This is a genomic window from Clostridium gelidum, assembly GCF_019977655.1.
Taxonomy (GTDB): Bacteria; Bacillota; Clostridia; order Clostridiales; family Clostridiaceae; genus Clostridium; species Clostridium gelidum.
Map to the genome: position 1 here is coordinate 4,392,915 of NZ_AP024849.1, position 15,305 is coordinate 4,408,219.

Annotated in this window: 20 protein-coding genes; 4 read left to right on the forward strand and 16 right to left on the reverse strand. The window is 26.9% G+C overall.

Features of this window, described 5'->3' with window-relative positions; genetic code table 11:
* Positions 1–148 precede the first annotated feature (148 nt).
* The 5 genes from psyc5s11_RS20090 to psyc5s11_RS20115 all read right to left on the reverse strand — a co-directional run bounded on the left by psyc5s11_RS20090 (position 149) and on the right by psyc5s11_RS20115 (position 3,303).
* Positions 149–319, reverse strand: a complete 171-nt coding sequence (locus tag psyc5s11_RS20090; RefSeq protein ID WP_224034259.1) for a hypothetical protein — start codon at positions 317–319, stop codon at positions 149–151.
* Positions 320–895: 576 nt separating this feature from the next.
* Positions 896–1,126 (reverse strand): hypothetical protein, encoded by a 231-nt coding sequence (locus tag psyc5s11_RS20100; RefSeq protein ID WP_224034260.1) that lies wholly within the window; start codon positions 1,124–1,126, stop codon positions 896–898.
* A 427-nt stretch (positions 1,127–1,553) separates the two neighbouring features.
* A complete protein-coding gene (locus tag psyc5s11_RS20105; RefSeq protein WP_224034261.1) occupies positions 1,554–2,177 on the reverse strand; it encodes a DUF6304 family protein in 624 nt (207 codons plus the stop codon).
* A 138-nt stretch (positions 2,178–2,315) separates the two neighbouring features.
* Positions 2,316–2,672: a hypothetical protein gene (locus psyc5s11_RS20110; RefSeq protein WP_224034262.1), complete on the reverse strand. Its 357-nt coding sequence runs from the start codon at positions 2,670–2,672 to the stop codon at positions 2,316–2,318.
* Between the two features lie 97 nt (positions 2,673–2,769).
* Positions 2,770–3,303 (reverse strand): phosphatase PAP2 family protein, encoded by a 534-nt coding sequence (locus tag psyc5s11_RS20115; RefSeq protein WP_224034263.1) that lies wholly within the window; start codon positions 3,301–3,303, stop codon positions 2,770–2,772.
* A 161-nt stretch (positions 3,304–3,464) separates the two neighbouring features.
* On the opposite strand from psyc5s11_RS20115, the gene psyc5s11_RS20120 reads away from it, so the two are divergent.
* Positions 3,465–3,854 (forward strand): bacteriohemerythrin, encoded by a 390-nt coding sequence (locus tag psyc5s11_RS20120; protein ID WP_224034264.1) that lies wholly within the window; start codon positions 3,465–3,467, stop codon positions 3,852–3,854.
* 100 nt (positions 3,855–3,954) lie between these two features.
* On the opposite strand, the gene psyc5s11_RS20125 is transcribed toward psyc5s11_RS20120, so the two are convergent.
* The 7 genes from psyc5s11_RS20125 to psyc5s11_RS20155 form a co-directional block, all read right to left on the reverse strand.
* Positions 3,955–4,452 carry an N-acetylmuramoyl-L-alanine amidase family protein gene (locus psyc5s11_RS20125; RefSeq protein WP_224034265.1) on the reverse strand — a complete coding sequence of 166 codons (498 nt, stop codon included), beginning with the start codon at positions 4,450–4,452 and terminating at the stop codon, positions 3,955–3,957.
* A 185-nt stretch (positions 4,453–4,637) separates the two neighbouring features.
* Positions 4,638–4,841: a heavy-metal-associated domain-containing protein gene (locus tag psyc5s11_RS20130; protein ID WP_224034266.1), complete on the reverse strand. Its 204-nt coding sequence runs from the start codon at positions 4,839–4,841 to the stop codon at positions 4,638–4,640.
* Between the two features lie 157 nt (positions 4,842–4,998).
* The gene (locus tag psyc5s11_RS20135) at positions 4,999–5,565 is read right to left on the reverse strand and encodes a nitroreductase family protein (RefSeq protein ID WP_224034267.1); all 567 of its coding nucleotides are present in this window, start codon (positions 5,563–5,565) and stop codon (positions 4,999–5,001) included.
* A gap of 16 nt (positions 5,566–5,581) precedes the next feature.
* Positions 5,582–6,262: a GTP pyrophosphokinase gene (locus tag psyc5s11_RS20140; protein WP_224034268.1), complete on the reverse strand. Its 681-nt coding sequence runs from the start codon at positions 6,260–6,262 to the stop codon at positions 5,582–5,584.
* A gap of 110 nt (positions 6,263–6,372) precedes the next feature.
* Positions 6,373–7,035 (reverse strand): SH3 domain-containing protein, encoded by a 663-nt coding sequence (locus psyc5s11_RS20145; RefSeq protein ID WP_375542018.1) that lies wholly within the window; start codon positions 7,033–7,035, stop codon positions 6,373–6,375.
* Positions 7,036–7,356: 321 nt separating this feature from the next.
* Positions 7,357–8,826, reverse strand: a complete 1,470-nt coding sequence (tnpC, locus tag psyc5s11_RS20150; protein ID WP_224033641.1) for an IS66 family transposase — start codon at positions 8,824–8,826, stop codon at positions 7,357–7,359.
* 346 nt (positions 8,827–9,172) lie between these two features.
* Entirely contained in the window at positions 9,173–9,955 is a 783-nt protein-coding gene (locus tag psyc5s11_RS20155) for an endonuclease/exonuclease/phosphatase family protein (protein WP_224034269.1), read from the reverse strand.
* Positions 9,956–10,221: 266 nt separating this feature from the next.
* Between psyc5s11_RS20155 and psyc5s11_RS20160 the strand changes: the two genes are divergently transcribed.
* Positions 10,222–10,866 (forward strand): transmembrane-type terpene cyclase, encoded by a 645-nt coding sequence (locus psyc5s11_RS20160; RefSeq protein WP_224034270.1) that lies wholly within the window; start codon positions 10,222–10,224, stop codon positions 10,864–10,866.
* A gap of 188 nt (positions 10,867–11,054) precedes the next feature.
* On the opposite strand, the gene psyc5s11_RS20165 is transcribed toward psyc5s11_RS20160, so the two are convergent.
* The 3 genes from psyc5s11_RS20165 to psyc5s11_RS20175 form a co-directional block, all read right to left on the reverse strand.
* On the reverse strand, positions 11,055–11,468 hold the full coding sequence (locus psyc5s11_RS20165; protein ID WP_224034271.1) for a CGGC domain-containing protein: 414 nt from the start codon (positions 11,466–11,468) through the stop codon (positions 11,055–11,057).
* Between the two features lie 290 nt (positions 11,469–11,758).
* The gene (locus tag psyc5s11_RS20170) at positions 11,759–11,941 is read right to left on the reverse strand and encodes a DUF1858 domain-containing protein (RefSeq protein ID WP_158519443.1); all 183 of its coding nucleotides are present in this window, start codon (positions 11,939–11,941) and stop codon (positions 11,759–11,761) included.
* Positions 11,942–12,385: 444 nt separating this feature from the next.
* On the reverse strand, positions 12,386–13,039 hold the full coding sequence (locus psyc5s11_RS20175; RefSeq protein ID WP_224034272.1) for an HAD-IA family hydrolase: 654 nt from the start codon (positions 13,037–13,039) through the stop codon (positions 12,386–12,388).
* A gap of 267 nt (positions 13,040–13,306) precedes the next feature.
* Between psyc5s11_RS20175 and psyc5s11_RS20180 the strand changes: the two genes are divergently transcribed.
* Positions 13,307–13,852: an NADH peroxidase gene (locus tag psyc5s11_RS20180; protein ID WP_224034273.1), complete on the forward strand. Its 546-nt coding sequence runs from the start codon at positions 13,307–13,309 to the stop codon at positions 13,850–13,852.
* Positions 13,853–13,925: 73 nt separating this feature from the next.
* Positions 13,926–14,246 carry a DUF1540 domain-containing protein gene (locus tag psyc5s11_RS20185; protein ID WP_224034274.1) on the forward strand — a complete coding sequence of 107 codons (321 nt, stop codon included), beginning with the start codon at positions 13,926–13,928 and terminating at the stop codon, positions 14,244–14,246.
* Between the two features lie 393 nt (positions 14,247–14,639).
* On the opposite strand, the gene psyc5s11_RS20190 is transcribed toward psyc5s11_RS20185, so the two are convergent.
* A complete protein-coding gene (locus psyc5s11_RS20190; RefSeq protein ID WP_224034275.1) occupies positions 14,640–15,137 on the reverse strand; it encodes a GNAT family N-acetyltransferase in 498 nt (165 codons plus the stop codon).
* Positions 15,138–15,305 lie beyond the last annotated feature (168 nt).

Sequence of the window (15,305 nt, forward strand, 5' to 3'; positions counted from 1 at the left end):
ACAAATTGAACTCACGATATTGCATTTTCATATGTAAGCTCTTTTTTATTTAGTTATATTTAAATAATGCTACAATTAGCGCAATTTTTCCACAAAATAAAAAATGAGGTAGATTAAACTTTGATGTCTAACCTACCTCTAAAAATAATTATTGTGCTTGCAAAAATCTTTCATAGTTCTCTATTTTATCCTCTCTGTTGGTCTTTTTTATCCAATCATTATATTCTAAAATAGCTTCTTCTACTGTTTTTAATTTTAATTGATTATTCTTTTTCCTTTTCATTTCTACGTACATATTAATTTTGATTATATTTCCCATTTTCCTCACCTTCCTTTTATACTTATAATATAATTAAATTGTTAAATTAAATTACTTAAAGTTCCAGTAAACCTTATCATTTCTAATTAATATAATATCATTAGTTTATGTCAGTTATTTGTCAACCTAGTATATATTTTCTCTTTATTTTTATATAATGTAGAACCTATTAGATCACCTGTTCAGCAATTATATGAGAAACTTACTAAATTGAAAAGAGTATGCAAAAAAAGTGGAGTAAAAATAATTCGACTTCATGATTTAAGACACTCATGTATCTTTATTAATCGAACTAGTATTCACTCCACTTTCGGTATCTGAAAGGCTATGGCATGAAAAATTACAAACTACGCTTGATATATATTCACCTCTTTATCACAGCAAAGACATTATTGTAATAAGGCACAATCAAAAAAATAACAAGTCTCCTTGCCTGATGAAAAATATTCATGGCAACTTTGGACTTGTTATTTATTTTCATGTACCTAAATAAACTTGATAATTTATATTAGTACGTTTTAATATTTTTTAATTTGCTAATTCTTGCATTTTAAAGGCTTAATTATGTTTTTATAACTATTCCCATTCAATTGTTAGTATTTCCAGCTCCCCTTCTTTAAGCGATACTTTAAACCCATCAGTTATTAGCCATGTAGCTAAATCTGTAACCATGTTTTTTCTTATTTCATCTCTCTTGCTTATTGCAAAAACAGCTGAAACCTTATTAACCCCAGCTTTCTTACCTTGTTCTATGTTTCTCAATATTATGTTCTTATTTTCGTTTAACTTTTCCTCGTATTCATTCACAATATTTCCTCCTTATAATTTTTATTAAATACTTTTATTATTTTAGAAATACTTTATTGCCTAAATAACTCATTAATTTATATTTACACTTATATAATTTTATGACACAGCTTTTCAATTTATTCTATCTTTTAGATTTTAAGTCACAATCAAAATAACAAGTACATTTGCCAGCATATTTTCATGTGCCTAACTATAAAAAGCTGCCTTAAATGCAAATAAGTTTTTACATTTAAGACAACTATTTTAGGCATAATCAATTACATGAAAATTAATTAATATTCTAATAATTATAAAGAGATAGCATTATAATATACGCTATCTCTTTTGGTTAATTAAAACAATTTAGAAAATCATGTTCATTTTATTATATGCAAATAAAAAAACTATTATGCATAAGTATGGTTTTTAATGAAAATATCTGGAATTAATTTAAACAGTACTCATCACAAATATATGTAATTGGAACTGTTTGAAGTTTATTAAATTCTTTTTCATGTTTAATTTTAAATAAATTCAAATAGCCATCTTTTTTTGAATTTATTTTCCATTCATCTTTAAAACTTTTCAAAAAATAAAAAGCACTTTCATTACTAGTTTGAATATAATTCACTCCACACTCATGTGGAAAATAACAGTCCAGCTTATACTTTTTTGGTAATTCCTTATTCATATTAATGAGTAATTCTTGTAAATCATACCCTTTAGCCTTATAAACTAAACCTTCTAAATCAACAGAAAGCGAATTACTATAATAATTCTTATGCCTTTCAACACGCAATAAAAATTCTTCTATACATTCGTTATTATCACAAACTAATGTTAACGGAATTTTGATATCTATAACATATTCTATTAGCTCATCATCCTTAAGATAAAATAAATGGCTTATTTTCTTAGAATTCTTAGTATAAAAATCAAAATTTAAACCGTCGCTTTTAAAAGTGCACCCTCTCACTTTTAGCTCAAATTCCCCTTTAAAAAAACATACCGATGTTTGCTCACATCCTAAACTATCAGAATATAAAGCAGAATATTTTAAATTGACCATATAGTATTTTTTCTCCCCCTTAATGTTAAACTTTTCTCATATACCCAACCATTTTTTTAATCTATTATTTAAAACCAACTAGTTTAGTATACCATATTATTCCATTTAAATCAAAGGTAAATATAATTTTTTATAAAACTATAAAACAAAAGTTATATTTTGAGGATCATAAAAAGATAATTCATATTTTTTAGCGAGTTCTTGAATTAAACTATTTATATATTCAGCTCTACTAAATACACATGACATAATAATATGTCCTTCTGATTTATCAAAAGCAACACTCCATGGACATATATCTAAATTGTTAATCTCATCTTCACTCACATCATCAACTTCTGGATGTTTTGCTGTTAATTCTTCATAAAAATCTTGTATTCTTTGTGTTGGTCCTATTAATGAAGTATCATCTACACATAACTTCTCATATAATTTTTCTGCATCTTCTTTACTTTTAACACTATTACTGTGCCATACTGCACAATTCCAACTCATAACAGCATCCCCCTATAGTCATATTTCATTTTACTACCCTTAAGATAGGTACCTTGTGATTATTTACTCCACACAAACTATAGTTCTACAAAAAGAGTTAAAATACCTTTAATCTTTTAATAATAATTATAGACAAACTTCCGAGCAAAATTCCAATTACCATTCCCAAAAATACATCTGATGGATAATGTACATATAAATATAATCTTGAAAATCCAATAAGAGAACTTATAATTAAAGCAAAAATTCCAATCCTTCTATTCATATAAAATATTACAACTCCAGATGCAAATGAGCACATTGTATGTCCTGATGGAAATGAAAAATCCGCTGGTTGTTTTATAAGAAGTCCATCTAACAATGGTTTTGCATTAAATGGGCGGACTCTAGCAACTAAAGGTTTAATGCTCAAATTCCCTACAATAAAGCATAGCATCAATGCAACTATAATCATAAGTCCATATCTTCTATATTTCTTGTTTATTAAAAATGCAATCGCAATTAACATCCATATTATTGCTCCATTCCCCAAATCAGTTATTAAAGGCATTACTTTATCCATAATAGAACTTCTCATATTTACTTGTATAAATTGTAAAATACTATTATCAATATTTTGAATTATATTCATATTGTATACTTTCTCCTTATCATAAGCTATAAATTTGTTTATTAATGTTTCTTGTTAATAAATGTTATTGTTTAATAAAAATTATTAAAATTCTATAGTCAATTTTTCAAATTAGTTGTATAATAATTATAATATATTATAGGGAAAGAAGGTATCATTTAATGTACGAATTTAAAGAAGAATATAAAACTGGAATAGATTTTATTGATGAACAACATAAAGTTCTATTTGGAATAGCTGATAAAACATATAATCTATTAAAAAATGATTTTACACTTGATAAATATGACAAAATAGTAACACTAATAGGACAACTTCAAGACTATACAGTATTTCATTTTAATGCTGAAGAAGAATATATGAACAGCATTAATTATAAAAGGATGTTCACTCAAAAAGTTGAACATGATGCATTTATAAAAAGAATTAAAGATGTAGATTTTAAAAAAATTGATCATAATCAAGATGAATATATAATTAACATACTACAACTTTTAAATGATTGGTTAACAGGACATATATTTGAAAATGATAAACTTATAGGACACTAATTATAAATTAAAAGGACTATCCCACAGAGTAAAGCCTGTGGAACAGTCCTTTTTCAATCAAAACTGATATATCATTATTGTATTATTACTAATTTTTATATTATCTACTTCTGTTATCATCTCTATTGCACCATGGTTCTTTTTTCCAAGCTCCATTTGAATCTAAATAACGTGAATCAATGTATATATCCTTAACCATTACACCAGAATCATTTAAGTAATATAAATTCCCATTTTCTTCGAGCCATCCTATTCTCATTTCGCCAGAATTATTTAAATAATACCATTTTCCATTATCCTCAATCCATCTTGTTAGCATTTTCCCAGAAGAAGAATCAAGATAATACCATTTTCCTTCACTCTTAATCCAACCTGTCTTCATCCGCCCATTATCATCTAAGTAATACCAATAGCCATTATATTGAGTCCAACCACTCTTTATAGCAGGACCACTATAATAACGCCAGCTATTATTTTCATATACCCACGAACCATTAGTTTCTGCATTTACTTTCACTTCATTAGCTACCCAAAATGCAGATATTTCTATAATTACAAGTGTACATATTACTAAATTTTTTAAAAAGTTATTTTTCATCATCTTATCCTCCTCTATATGCTATATAAAATATATTCTTCTTTACTATTTTTATTAACATAATTTATAAAATAGAATCAAAATAACTTTAAAAAAAAGAACGTAACATTTGATTATTCAAAAAGCAAAGAGGAATGTACTTTTATATACATTCCTCTTTAGCTTACAAAATAGTTAGGACTTCTTTACTTAACATTATGTCCTGTATTTTCTATACAACTTTTTATTTCATCTTGCGTCGCAGGTTTATTGTATATTACTTCAACGCTTCCACGTTCAAGATCTATACAAACATTACTTACACCCTCAATTTTTTCAAGTGCATTCTTAACTTGTGTCTTCATATTTTCATTAGCTAATCCATCAACATTATAGTGTTCTCTTTCCATATATAATACTCTCCTTTTCTAAAAAGTTACAAGTATAGTATGTTCAAAATCACTACATTATATTAAATTTTAATTATTTATTATATGTATACTTATCTACCTTATTTTGAAACTTCATTAATATTCTTAACTATGATTAAATATTTAATTTAAGGGACTACAAAATCAATTCATCTAAAGATCTTTTAGGTACATGATGAATTTCATTTTCATCTCTCCAATATTTTATATCACCAGATTCATTAACAGTTTCAATAACTACCTCTTCCTTTGGATATCCTAATGCAACCACCAACGCAATTTCATATTTTTCATCTAATTTAAGTTCTTCTGATAATTTTTTTCTATTTATATTAGCAATTATACATCCACCAAGGCCTATCTCAACTGCTCCTAGTAAAATACTTTGCACGGATATTCCTTCATCTTGTGGTAAACTATTCTTAAGATTAGTATCTTTAACTACAACTATATAAGCACTTGGTTTTTCTCCTTCTTTAGGACCATCCCACTCTTTATAATATCCTGCCCAAAATATATGTTTATTTATTTTATCATTTTGTTCTTTTGTATTTACTAAAATATATCTTAATGCTTGTATATTTCCCCCAGAAGGTGATAACCTTGCTAAATTAACTAATTCTTTTAAATTACTTTTTTCAATAAGCTTTTCTTCATAAAATCTTCTATATGATCTATTTTTTAAAATTAGTTCTTTAATCATTGTTATCCCTCACTATCTATCTTAATTTTTCAACTTCTCTTTGTATATCTTGCATTCTCATATCTGTTGATGCTATAACATCCGCACACTCTTTTAAATCATTTGTAATATGTACCGGATTTTCTCCTGATGTTTTATAATATAATTTATGCTCAAGACTTGCCCAAAAGTCCATTGCTATTGTTCTTATTTGCACTTCTACTCTAACTAATTCTTCATGATCTGAAAAAAATATAGGAACTTGTACAACTAAATGAAGGCTTCTATATCCATTCGGCTTTGGATTCTTTATATAATCCTTTTCTTCAATTAATATAATGTCATCTTGTCTTTTAAGCATCTCAGCAATATCATATATATCACCAACAAAAGAACAAATTACTCTTATACCTGCTATATCATTTAAATTCTTTTTAGCAGCATCAACACTCATTTCAAGTCCTCTACGTCTAAGCTTGTCCATAATACTTCCTGGTGTTTTAACTCTAGACTTCATATACTCTATTGGATTTCTTTTTCTTCTTATTTTAAGTTCATCATCTAAAATATCTAATTTAGTCTTAACTTCTTTTATAGCTGAACGATAAATTAGCAACGTTTCATTCATTTCTTCTATTTTTTCTTCAACTTCTTCTGGCGATATGATCATATCTCCTCCACCAAAAAATATCTTTTCATTTTCTTTTAACTGACCCATATTTTTTTGTCCCCCTTAATTCTAAAAAAGACTACTATTAATAATATTTTTTATTCTTTTCTTTCACTAACATCATTTTAATTGAATCTTAAGGAAACTTCAATAGATGATTATTCCATTAAGTAAACTATGGTCTTTTTTCTGCCAAATTCATTAACTTGTTCATGAGTAGGTAACCAAATATCTATTATATACGTCCCATCATTTTTTACCACCACTGCTCCGCCTCTATCTTCAACATTAAATATTCGATCTTCTTTATAATCTTTTAGTTCCGGAATATAAATTTTACTTCCAAGTGGTATATCTTTTGGCGCAGCAATAACACCCACTCTAGTATGTGTTTGCATTGCAGTTTGGGATCCCCATGCTTCTGAACATATTGCACAATTACAATAAGCAGTTAACTCTGCTTCAATAGGTGTAGCCTTTTTAAATATTGAGTTGCTTTGTATTTCATCATATACCTTATTAGGTGGAGTTTCATCATATTCTTCAATATAATCACCATTGGCATAACCTATAATATCTTCATATTTTATCTTATACCAACCATTATCTTTCTCTAATATATCAAATATCATTCCTTCATACAAACAATAACTTATATAACTATCTAAATTGGGTTCTTCCCTAATGCATAAGTTAGAATCAATATTTATTACTTGCCCATGTTTTTTATAATTAGGAGCAGTAGTTACAAGTTTTCCTTGGGGGTTACTTAAATTATTATCATAGCTACCATAGAAAAAAGCATTATATCTTTGTGCAATTAAATTATTAGGATCACTTAATATCACTTTAAAATAAGCTGCAAATCCTCCTATAACAATTGCTAAACATATATACAGAGCACATACATATTTCCCTAATCTTGACAAGTAATCATTCCCCTCTGTTTTTATATTATACATGTTGCAAGATATATAATAATATTTCTTCATATGATTAAGTCTAATATTTTTACATTATATACTATTATATTATATTTTGTAACTATTCAGCTGTAGTCATTTAAAATTTTAATAGATATACTTTTAGGTATGGCAAATAGGGGTATCAACTTATTCTCAATACCCCTAGAAATATCTTAGTTAAACTAAGGTCGGATCGATTATATTTGAAGTAAATACTGATTTTATACAATCCAAAGTATTCAAGCTATTTTTTCGAACCGTGGATACATATCCACGAATTCTAGTAAATGCTTTTGCGCCATCTTTACTTCTAAATGTTCCAGAGATTTTTTGTTTAACCTTAGTCATTCGTAGATCACGCTCTGCAAGATTATTATCAAAAGGTATTTCAAAATCATACATAAAAGCAAGTATTTGATTTTTATAACCGCTTAATCTATTTAATAGATTAAGACTAGTACTTTTCTTTACTTTCTTTTTACTGTATGCTTTACTATTTGCTATATAATCTTCTTTGAAGCCATCTTCTAATATTTGATCATATCTTTTTTCAAAGGCTTCAATTTTATCTAAAGTTAAGGCATTGGCAGTATTCCAAGATAAATCTACTTCTTTTTTTATTTCTACTAATAGATTTTTCAAAGGCTCTGCCCATTTTTGTTTTTCTAGCTCTGATATAGCATTTAACTCTCTTAATATGTGAGCATTGCATAAAGCGTGCTCACAAGAGTATTGATGATATGTCTTCCAGCAGTCATGTACTGCTGTTCCGGTAAATTTAGGTAATATATTTATATCATCAATAGCTTCTTTACCTCGTTTTTCATGTGCTTCATAATAAGTATATTTATCATTTGAAGCAACATGTAGCCATTGGCGTTTTTTATCTATATATATTCCAGTTTCGTCATAATGTACAGCACCTTGATAATTAGTTATTGCATTTTTTATATTTTCTTCAACAAGTTCTAATTTTTCATGACAGTTATTATTAAAATTGACTATTGTACCTTGACTTAAACTTATATTAAACATATCAGAAATCAATTCAGCACCACGTTTAAACGGAATTAATTGATATTGAGTTAAATAAACAGCTATCGCTTTTACTTTATCGCCATATTGAACTGTGTTTGTTATTCCCTCAGGGAATTTACCGGTGTTTTTTCTTCTACACTTTGGACATTTTTTAACTTCTGATCTATGTTCAGTAACTTTTACTTTAGTCTCTGGTAGATCAACCACTTGTCGTACAATTATACTGTCCGGAGCTACATCCTGTAAGGATTCTCCGCAAATATCACATTTATCTACAGTGTGTACAATTATTTCATCTGGATTTTCAGTAAGCTCAAGTGTCTTTCCATCATGACCTTCTTGACCACCAGGTTTTTTGCCTGATTTAGTTCTTAAAGTTTTAGTTTTCTTTTTAAAACCATCTGTCGATGGTGGTTTGCTACTGTTATTACTATTCTTTTGAGTTTGTTTTTCTAAAGATTGAACACGCTCACCGAGAGCTTTATTTTCTTTTGAAATTTTTTCTACTTGAGAATTTAGACCTTTTATTTCATTTGTAAGTTCTTTTATAACACTCATAACTTGCGTTAATCCTTGATTATAGATTTCTATAATTTTGCCTTCGCTCACGATAGTCACCACCTTATCATTAGTTTTTTAAAAGACAATATTTATAATACCAAAAGCTAAGAATAATAGGAATAATTTTTTGAAAAATTATTTAATATATAATAAATTTATTCAATAGCTGAATAGTTACTATATTTTTTCATACTTTTGAAGTTTTTTATTCCTTTTTAATACTTATATGGTTAAAGTATTATATTTTATTAGTTTAAAATACTATTTTTCAATTGACTTTAAAGGCCTTGATAATCCTACTTTAGAACTATCAAGGTCTTTATTATTTTAGATTATATGTAAACTTTTTTCTTAAGTTATAAATATAAATAATATTTTCATATTTTGATTGTGCCTAATATAATTTTTTTATTTTTATATCTGCCATTAAAGGATAATGATCTGATGGATATTTCCCATCAATGTTATATTTAATTATTTCAGCATTAACCACTTCTATTTCTTCTGATACAAAGATGTAATCAATGTGAACTCCCTTTTGTTTTCTTTTAAAGTTATCTCTAGTCACTTCATTATATAAATTTTTATTTATATCTTGTACTGCTACTAATTTTTTCTTTGATAATTTTCCGCGTGTAAAATCTTCTATTAATTTGCTATCTGGAATAGCATTAAAATCACCCATTAATATGATTGGAAGTTCTTCTTTTTCTTGTTCTTTCTCTATAATTTCCATGAGCTTCTTTAATCCATATTCTCTTGCCTTTGGAAGAAAATTATCTAAATGAGAATTACAAATTCTAACCTTATCATTATCAATTTCTACTATAGCTGTTGTGCAGATTCTAGGAAAGAGTGAATACCACTTACGGCTTCCAATCTTATCTGGATTTTCAGATAACCAAAAAGTTTTATATTTGTGTATAATATGTTTTTTTGAAATTAAAATATTATTTCTCTCTGACGAAATATTTTTAGTTCTTGGCTTTCCAATAATATTATACTCCTTAATATTGTCTTCTATATCATAAAACATATTATCTTTGACTTCTTGCGTTCCAATAATATCACACTTATAGTCTCTCATTATGTGATAAACCATGTCCTTTCTGCTATCCCATCTATTATTAAAATCCAATGGAAAATCGCATCTTAAATTAAATGTCATTATTCTCATTTAACCACCACCTTGTAAGTATTCCATCCAACTTTGAATATTTAATTTTTCTAGCAACAATTTTACTTTCATATCAGTATCTTTTTCTGAAACTGTTGTATTCACAATCAATTTCAAATCAAGTGTATGAGTTTATAATCAACATATATTTTCTAATACCCTCTGAATATAAGTCTAGTTCCCTTTATGTATGAATATTGTATATTAATACCATGTTAACACAAGGGTTACAAATGTAACATAAAAAATTATCAGGAGGGATTAAAATGGTGTTATTTTTATTATTGCTAAGTGGAATTTGTTGGACAATAGTTTATATTCAATTAATTTTGGTAGGTTTTAAAGACAAAACTTATGGAATGCCCTTTATTGCATTAGCACTTAATTTCGCTTGGGAAGTACTTCATTCCTATATTGGCTTAAAAAGTAATCTTTCAAGCATTCAAACTTGGATTACATTAATTTGGTTACTTTTAGATATTGTGATTGTTTATACTTACTTAAAATATGGAAGAAATTTTTTTCCAAAACACACAAGTAAAAAATTCTTTATGCCTTGGACTATACTTATATTTTTAATGTCATTTATTATTCAATACTATTTTGTTATAGAATTCGGAGCTTTAGGTGGGTTATATTCAGGATTTCTTCAAAATCTTATAATGTCTATATTATTTATTAACTTGCTTGTTAATAGAATGGATCTAAAAGGTCAAAATTTAAATATTGCTATATATAAATGGATTGGTACTTTGGCACCTACTATTTTATATGGTGTTATTCAAGGAAATAAGTTGATTCTTGTTCTTGGAATATTCTGTTCCTTATTTGATATTCTATATATATACTTTTTGAATAATATTAAGAAAATGTCTTCTAACCACTCAAAATCTTCCACCATATCAAATTAAAATTCTATGTGCAAATTTTGATTTATTTTCTACAGAAAAACTTTTAATAATCGCTATGTTTTAATATAGTGTAAAATACGATAAAAAATATAGGTGGTTTGTCCACCTATATTCCTAATTAAGAATCATTTACTTATATATATATTTAATCATATTCTTTTTCTATCTTTAAGTATCAAAAATTTATTTTACTCATAACAGTTGTATATACCTTCTTCTCTTTTCCTTTTTGCACCAACACTTATATAAGACCCATCGACTACATTTTTAAAGCCTTTCTTCGTAACTATACTCTTGATATAGTCTGCATGTGGACACCTATCGTAGTGATAATTATCAGTTACCATGCAAGATGATAAATGAACCACAACTTCATCTTTACTAATATTATTCTTTTTATATGCCATCTTCGAGAAATGTTCTAATTTCGAGGCAACTCCTTTTCCACAACATCCACCACAAGTGAAAGAAATATATCTTGTATCATCATCATAATCTTTAAAAACTTCATCCTTATTACAAAAAGCATTTGTACATGCAAAACCACTGCACCTTCTATGTGCAATATCGCACTGAATAATAACAACATATTTAGTATTCATACTTACCCGTCCTCTCTCTTCTTTAAATTTCTCTTAATATCTCTATTACTCTTAAAATACCATAATTTCAAAAACTAATAAATACCCATTTTCAACATTCATTTAAAACATAGCATAAAACCTAATTCAAACTATGATTGGAATTCTATATTTTTCAAAAGTATTATACAATGTATATTTAACTTGTTTTGAATTTTTAAAAATCCCCAAAGGTAGACTGCCTTTGGGGATTTTTTGCGAAATATATTCATTTTTATATTTTTCACTTTTAGTTTCTACATTTAGTTAAATTATTTATTTAATGCTTCTAATAATTCTTCTAAATTTAGTCCATGAACTTTTGCCGCATCTTCAATTGTTTCTGCTTGAGAAGATGGACATCCAACACATCCCATTCCAAAACTCATTAAAATTTGTGGTGCATCTTCCTTTATTCTTATTACTTCTCCAATTGTTAAATCTTTAGTTATCATATTTAATCTTCTCCTCTACTTTAATCTATTTAATTTATTTAACTTATGAATTTATTATAGTCTGTTGTTATTAAGTTACCTTCTATATCATATTATATTACTCAATTGATTCTTAATCGGTAACACATGTTACACTTAACTTTTATTTTTATCTATATTCATTGTTGCAGACAAGTTTTTAAAGCATACGAATATTTTAGTACAACCTTTACCCTTGCTGTTTGTTCATACTGATAACAAACCATAGGATTTTCGTCAATAGATATCAATTCTTAAAGTATTATTCTATCTTATTATTTTCATAATCTCATATAATATTCATCAATATCTAATTGAATTTTTAAGCTTTTATCTTATTTAATTTTATTACTTGCATATAATTCATATAAAAAAACAACAAATCATATTAAAATGACTTGTTGTTTTTTGTGTCCTATTTCTAACTTAAATAAGAATATCTAATAATTCATTAGTATCTTTTACTATGTAATCTGCTCTAGCCTGTGTTAATTCTATTACATCTCCAAATCCATAAAGAACACCTATTGATTTAATATCATTATCCTTTGCACCAATAATATCATGTTCTCTATCACCTACCATAATAACTTTTGATAAATCAGCAATTTTAGCTCCTTCTAATGCATAATTTATAACATCACCTTTTTTAACTCTTGTTTCTTCAAAGTCAGATCCAGCTACAAATGTAAAATACTTATCAATCTTAAAATATTCAAGAATTTGTTTAGCATACACTTCAGGTTTTGATGTAGCCAGTATAATTATCTTCCCACGTTCTTTAAGTTTATCTAAAACTTCTATTATTCCATCATATAAATTATTTTCATAAATGCCTTTATCTGCATAATATTCTCTATATTTTATAAGTGCAAGAGTTGCTTTTTCTTCATCAAACTTATAATATTCTTTGAAAGATTCTTTTAAAGGTGGTCCAATAAACTTCTGTAAATCCTCAAGATTATCCACTAAAATATCAAAATATTTTAATGCATATTGAACTGATTTAGTTATTCCCTCTCCAGAATCAGTTATTGTTCCATCTAAGTCAAATAATATGTATTTAAAATTATTATCCAATTAAAAATTCCTCCTTGTCTTTACATGTTGTATTATATACGTAAATTATAACACATTTTAAAATATATATTCTAAATGAACTATAACGTAAGAACTTTTTTAGCATAATCAAGAATTCAAATCATTAATTCATTTATCAAAAATGTAGGTTATCATATTTTCCATAAAAAAATTAATAATTTTACTTTTTAAAGGTAATACTATTTCTTAGGTTCTATGAAACCTATAAGTATATGAAAAATAATACTAGTTATGGAGGAATTTTAAATGAAGAGATTTATTTGTACTGTGTGCGGTTATATTCATGAAGGCGATGCACCACCTGATATTTGTCCTATTTGTAAAGTTGGTGCTGACAAGTTCAAAGAAATTATTGATTCTCTAGATTTTGCTGATGAACATAAGATTGGAATTGTAGAAGGACTTAATGATGAAATATTGGAAGGTTTAAGAGCTAATTTCATTGGTGAATGTACTGAAGTTGGAATGTATTTAGCAATGTCTCGTCAAGCTGATCGTGAAGGTTATCCTGAAGTAGGCGAAACTTACAAGCGAATTGCCTTTGAAGAAGCTGAGCATGCTTCAAAATTTGCTGAAATCTTAGGTGAAGTTGTAGTTGCTGATACTAAAGCTAACTTAAGTGCTAGAGTTGAAGCTGAATATGGTGCATGTGAAGGCAAAAAGAAACTTGCAACATTGGCTAAACAAAGCAATTTAGATGCTATTCATGATACGGTTCATGAAATGTGTAAAGATGAGGCCAGACATGGTAAAGCATTTAAAGGATTATTAGATAGATACTTTAATAAATAATTAAACTAATATTATATGTGAATAAAAATATTAAGCCCTATTAAATAATTTCTAAATTAAAGGAGTGTTTCTTGTGCAAAAAATTAATTGTGATGTAAATAATTGTTCACATAACAAAAGTGGTGTTTGTTATTCAAACAGAGTGGATATTGGAGGTATATCAGCTAATAGTGAAAGTGGAACTTGTTGTGGTTCATTTTTAAATAAAGCTTTATATAGTGCATTAACCAATAATACAAATTCTACTATGCAGTGCGATTCCCTTATTTGTAAAGCTGAAAACTGTAATCATAACTATAATAATTTTTGTGATTTGCAGTCTATAGATGTGTCTGGCTCAAGAGCTCAAATATATGCTGAAACAGAATGTTCTAGCTTTAATGAAAAATTGTAATAATCAACACCTACATATATTATATAAGTTTTAATAATTATTTTACGAGCAAATTCTAAAGTTCTAAAGAACTTTAGAATTTGCTTGTAAAATGGGGGTTAAGAACTATTTGAAAACTTTAATGTACTGTATATATCAACTTTTTACTTTATTTAACCTAGCACCTTGTCAAACCGCATTTTTTCCGCATATTCTTCAGAATACATATGGTGAACCATATATATTGTAATATTCTTCTCCATATCTATGGTACAGAATAAATATGGCTGTGAACATAACCACTATATTGTTCTTCATCAATAAATGTAGACCCCATATCCATGAATATCCATTCTACCAAAAAAATCATCCCTACAAATTACAATTTATATTACTCAACCTTAAAACTGGAATTTACTTATCTAATTTTTTGTTAAGTCGAACACCGTAAGCTAAATATGGTTCTCCTAAATATTCTTCCTTATCTTTTACATATGCATGTTTTTTGTAAAATGAGATAGCCTTTATATTTTCTTTAAAAGCCCATATAACTATTTCTTTACAGCCATATTTAATAGCTTGTTTCTCTGCAAAATCAAGTAATTGATTTCCAATTCCTTGATTTTTATAAGCTTCCGAAATATAGATACGCCAAACTTCAAAGGCTCCTATTTTATCACTATCAGCTGTATCCCCAACTGATAATAACGCTATGATATGCTCATTACATTCATAAACATAGTTTGATAATCTACCAGATAAGAAATCTTTTTCCATCCTCTTTTTTCTATCAAAACAGCCATTGTTATTCAGTAATTGTTCATTTACATAACCAGCATATACAGATGTCCAATTATCATTTACAATTTTACAAACAATTTCTATATCTTTTTCTTGAATCAAGCGTATCATTTAATTCATTTCCTTTCCAACTTACTATTTATCTTTCATGTAACACAATTAACTTTAACTAAAGATAATTTTCTGTACATCGATATATATATTATAACATGTTTATGCATTTTTAGAATATATGGTAAATTTTATATAACCATATTAGGATAAACAAGTATTTTAGGA

Coding starts and splice junctions, on each gene's coding strand:
- psyc5s11_RS20170 (WP_158519443.1), bottom strand. CDS start 11,941: ATGATAACTAAAGATTTAACAATTGGAGAAGTAATAAGAATAAAGGAA.
- psyc5s11_RS20120 (WP_224034264.1), top strand. CDS start 3,465: ATGTACGAATTTAAAGAAGAATATAAAACTGGAATAGATTTTATTGAT.
- psyc5s11_RS20160 (WP_224034270.1), top strand. CDS start 10,222: ATGGTGTTATTTTTATTATTGCTAAGTGGAATTTGTTGGACAATAGTT.
- psyc5s11_RS20130 (WP_224034266.1), bottom strand. CDS start 4,841: ATGGAAAGAGAACACTATAATGTTGATGGATTAGCTAATGAAAATATG.
- psyc5s11_RS20125 (WP_224034265.1), bottom strand. CDS start 4,452: ATGAAAAATAACTTTTTAAAAAATTTAGTAATATGTACACTTGTAATT.
- psyc5s11_RS20115 (WP_224034263.1), bottom strand. CDS start 3,303: ATGAATATAATTCAAAATATTGATAATAGTATTTTACAATTTATACAA.
- psyc5s11_RS20190 (WP_224034275.1), bottom strand. CDS start 15,137: ATGATACGCTTGATTCAAGAAAAAGATATAGAAATTGTTTGTAAAATT.
- psyc5s11_RS20135 (WP_224034267.1), bottom strand. CDS start 5,565: ATGATTAAAGAACTAATTTTAAAAAATAGATCATATAGAAGATTTTAT.
- psyc5s11_RS20155 (WP_224034269.1), bottom strand. CDS start 9,955: ATGAGAATAATGACATTTAATTTAAGATGCGATTTTCCATTGGATTTT.
- psyc5s11_RS20140 (WP_224034268.1), bottom strand. CDS start 6,262: ATGGGTCAGTTAAAAGAAAATGAAAAGATATTTTTTGGTGGAGGAGAT.
- psyc5s11_RS20090 (WP_224034259.1), bottom strand. CDS start 319: ATGGGAAATATAATCAAAATTAATATGTACGTAGAAATGAAAAGGAAA.
- psyc5s11_RS20110 (WP_224034262.1), bottom strand. CDS start 2,672: ATGAGTTGGAATTGTGCAGTATGGCACAGTAATAGTGTTAAAAGTAAA.
- psyc5s11_RS20105 (WP_224034261.1), bottom strand. CDS start 2,177: ATGGTCAATTTAAAATATTCTGCTTTATATTCTGATAGTTTAGGATGT.
- psyc5s11_RS20165 (WP_224034271.1), bottom strand. CDS start 11,468: ATGAATACTAAATATGTTGTTATTATTCAGTGCGATATTGCACATAGA.
- psyc5s11_RS20180 (WP_224034273.1), top strand. CDS start 13,307: ATGAAGAGATTTATTTGTACTGTGTGCGGTTATATTCATGAAGGCGAT.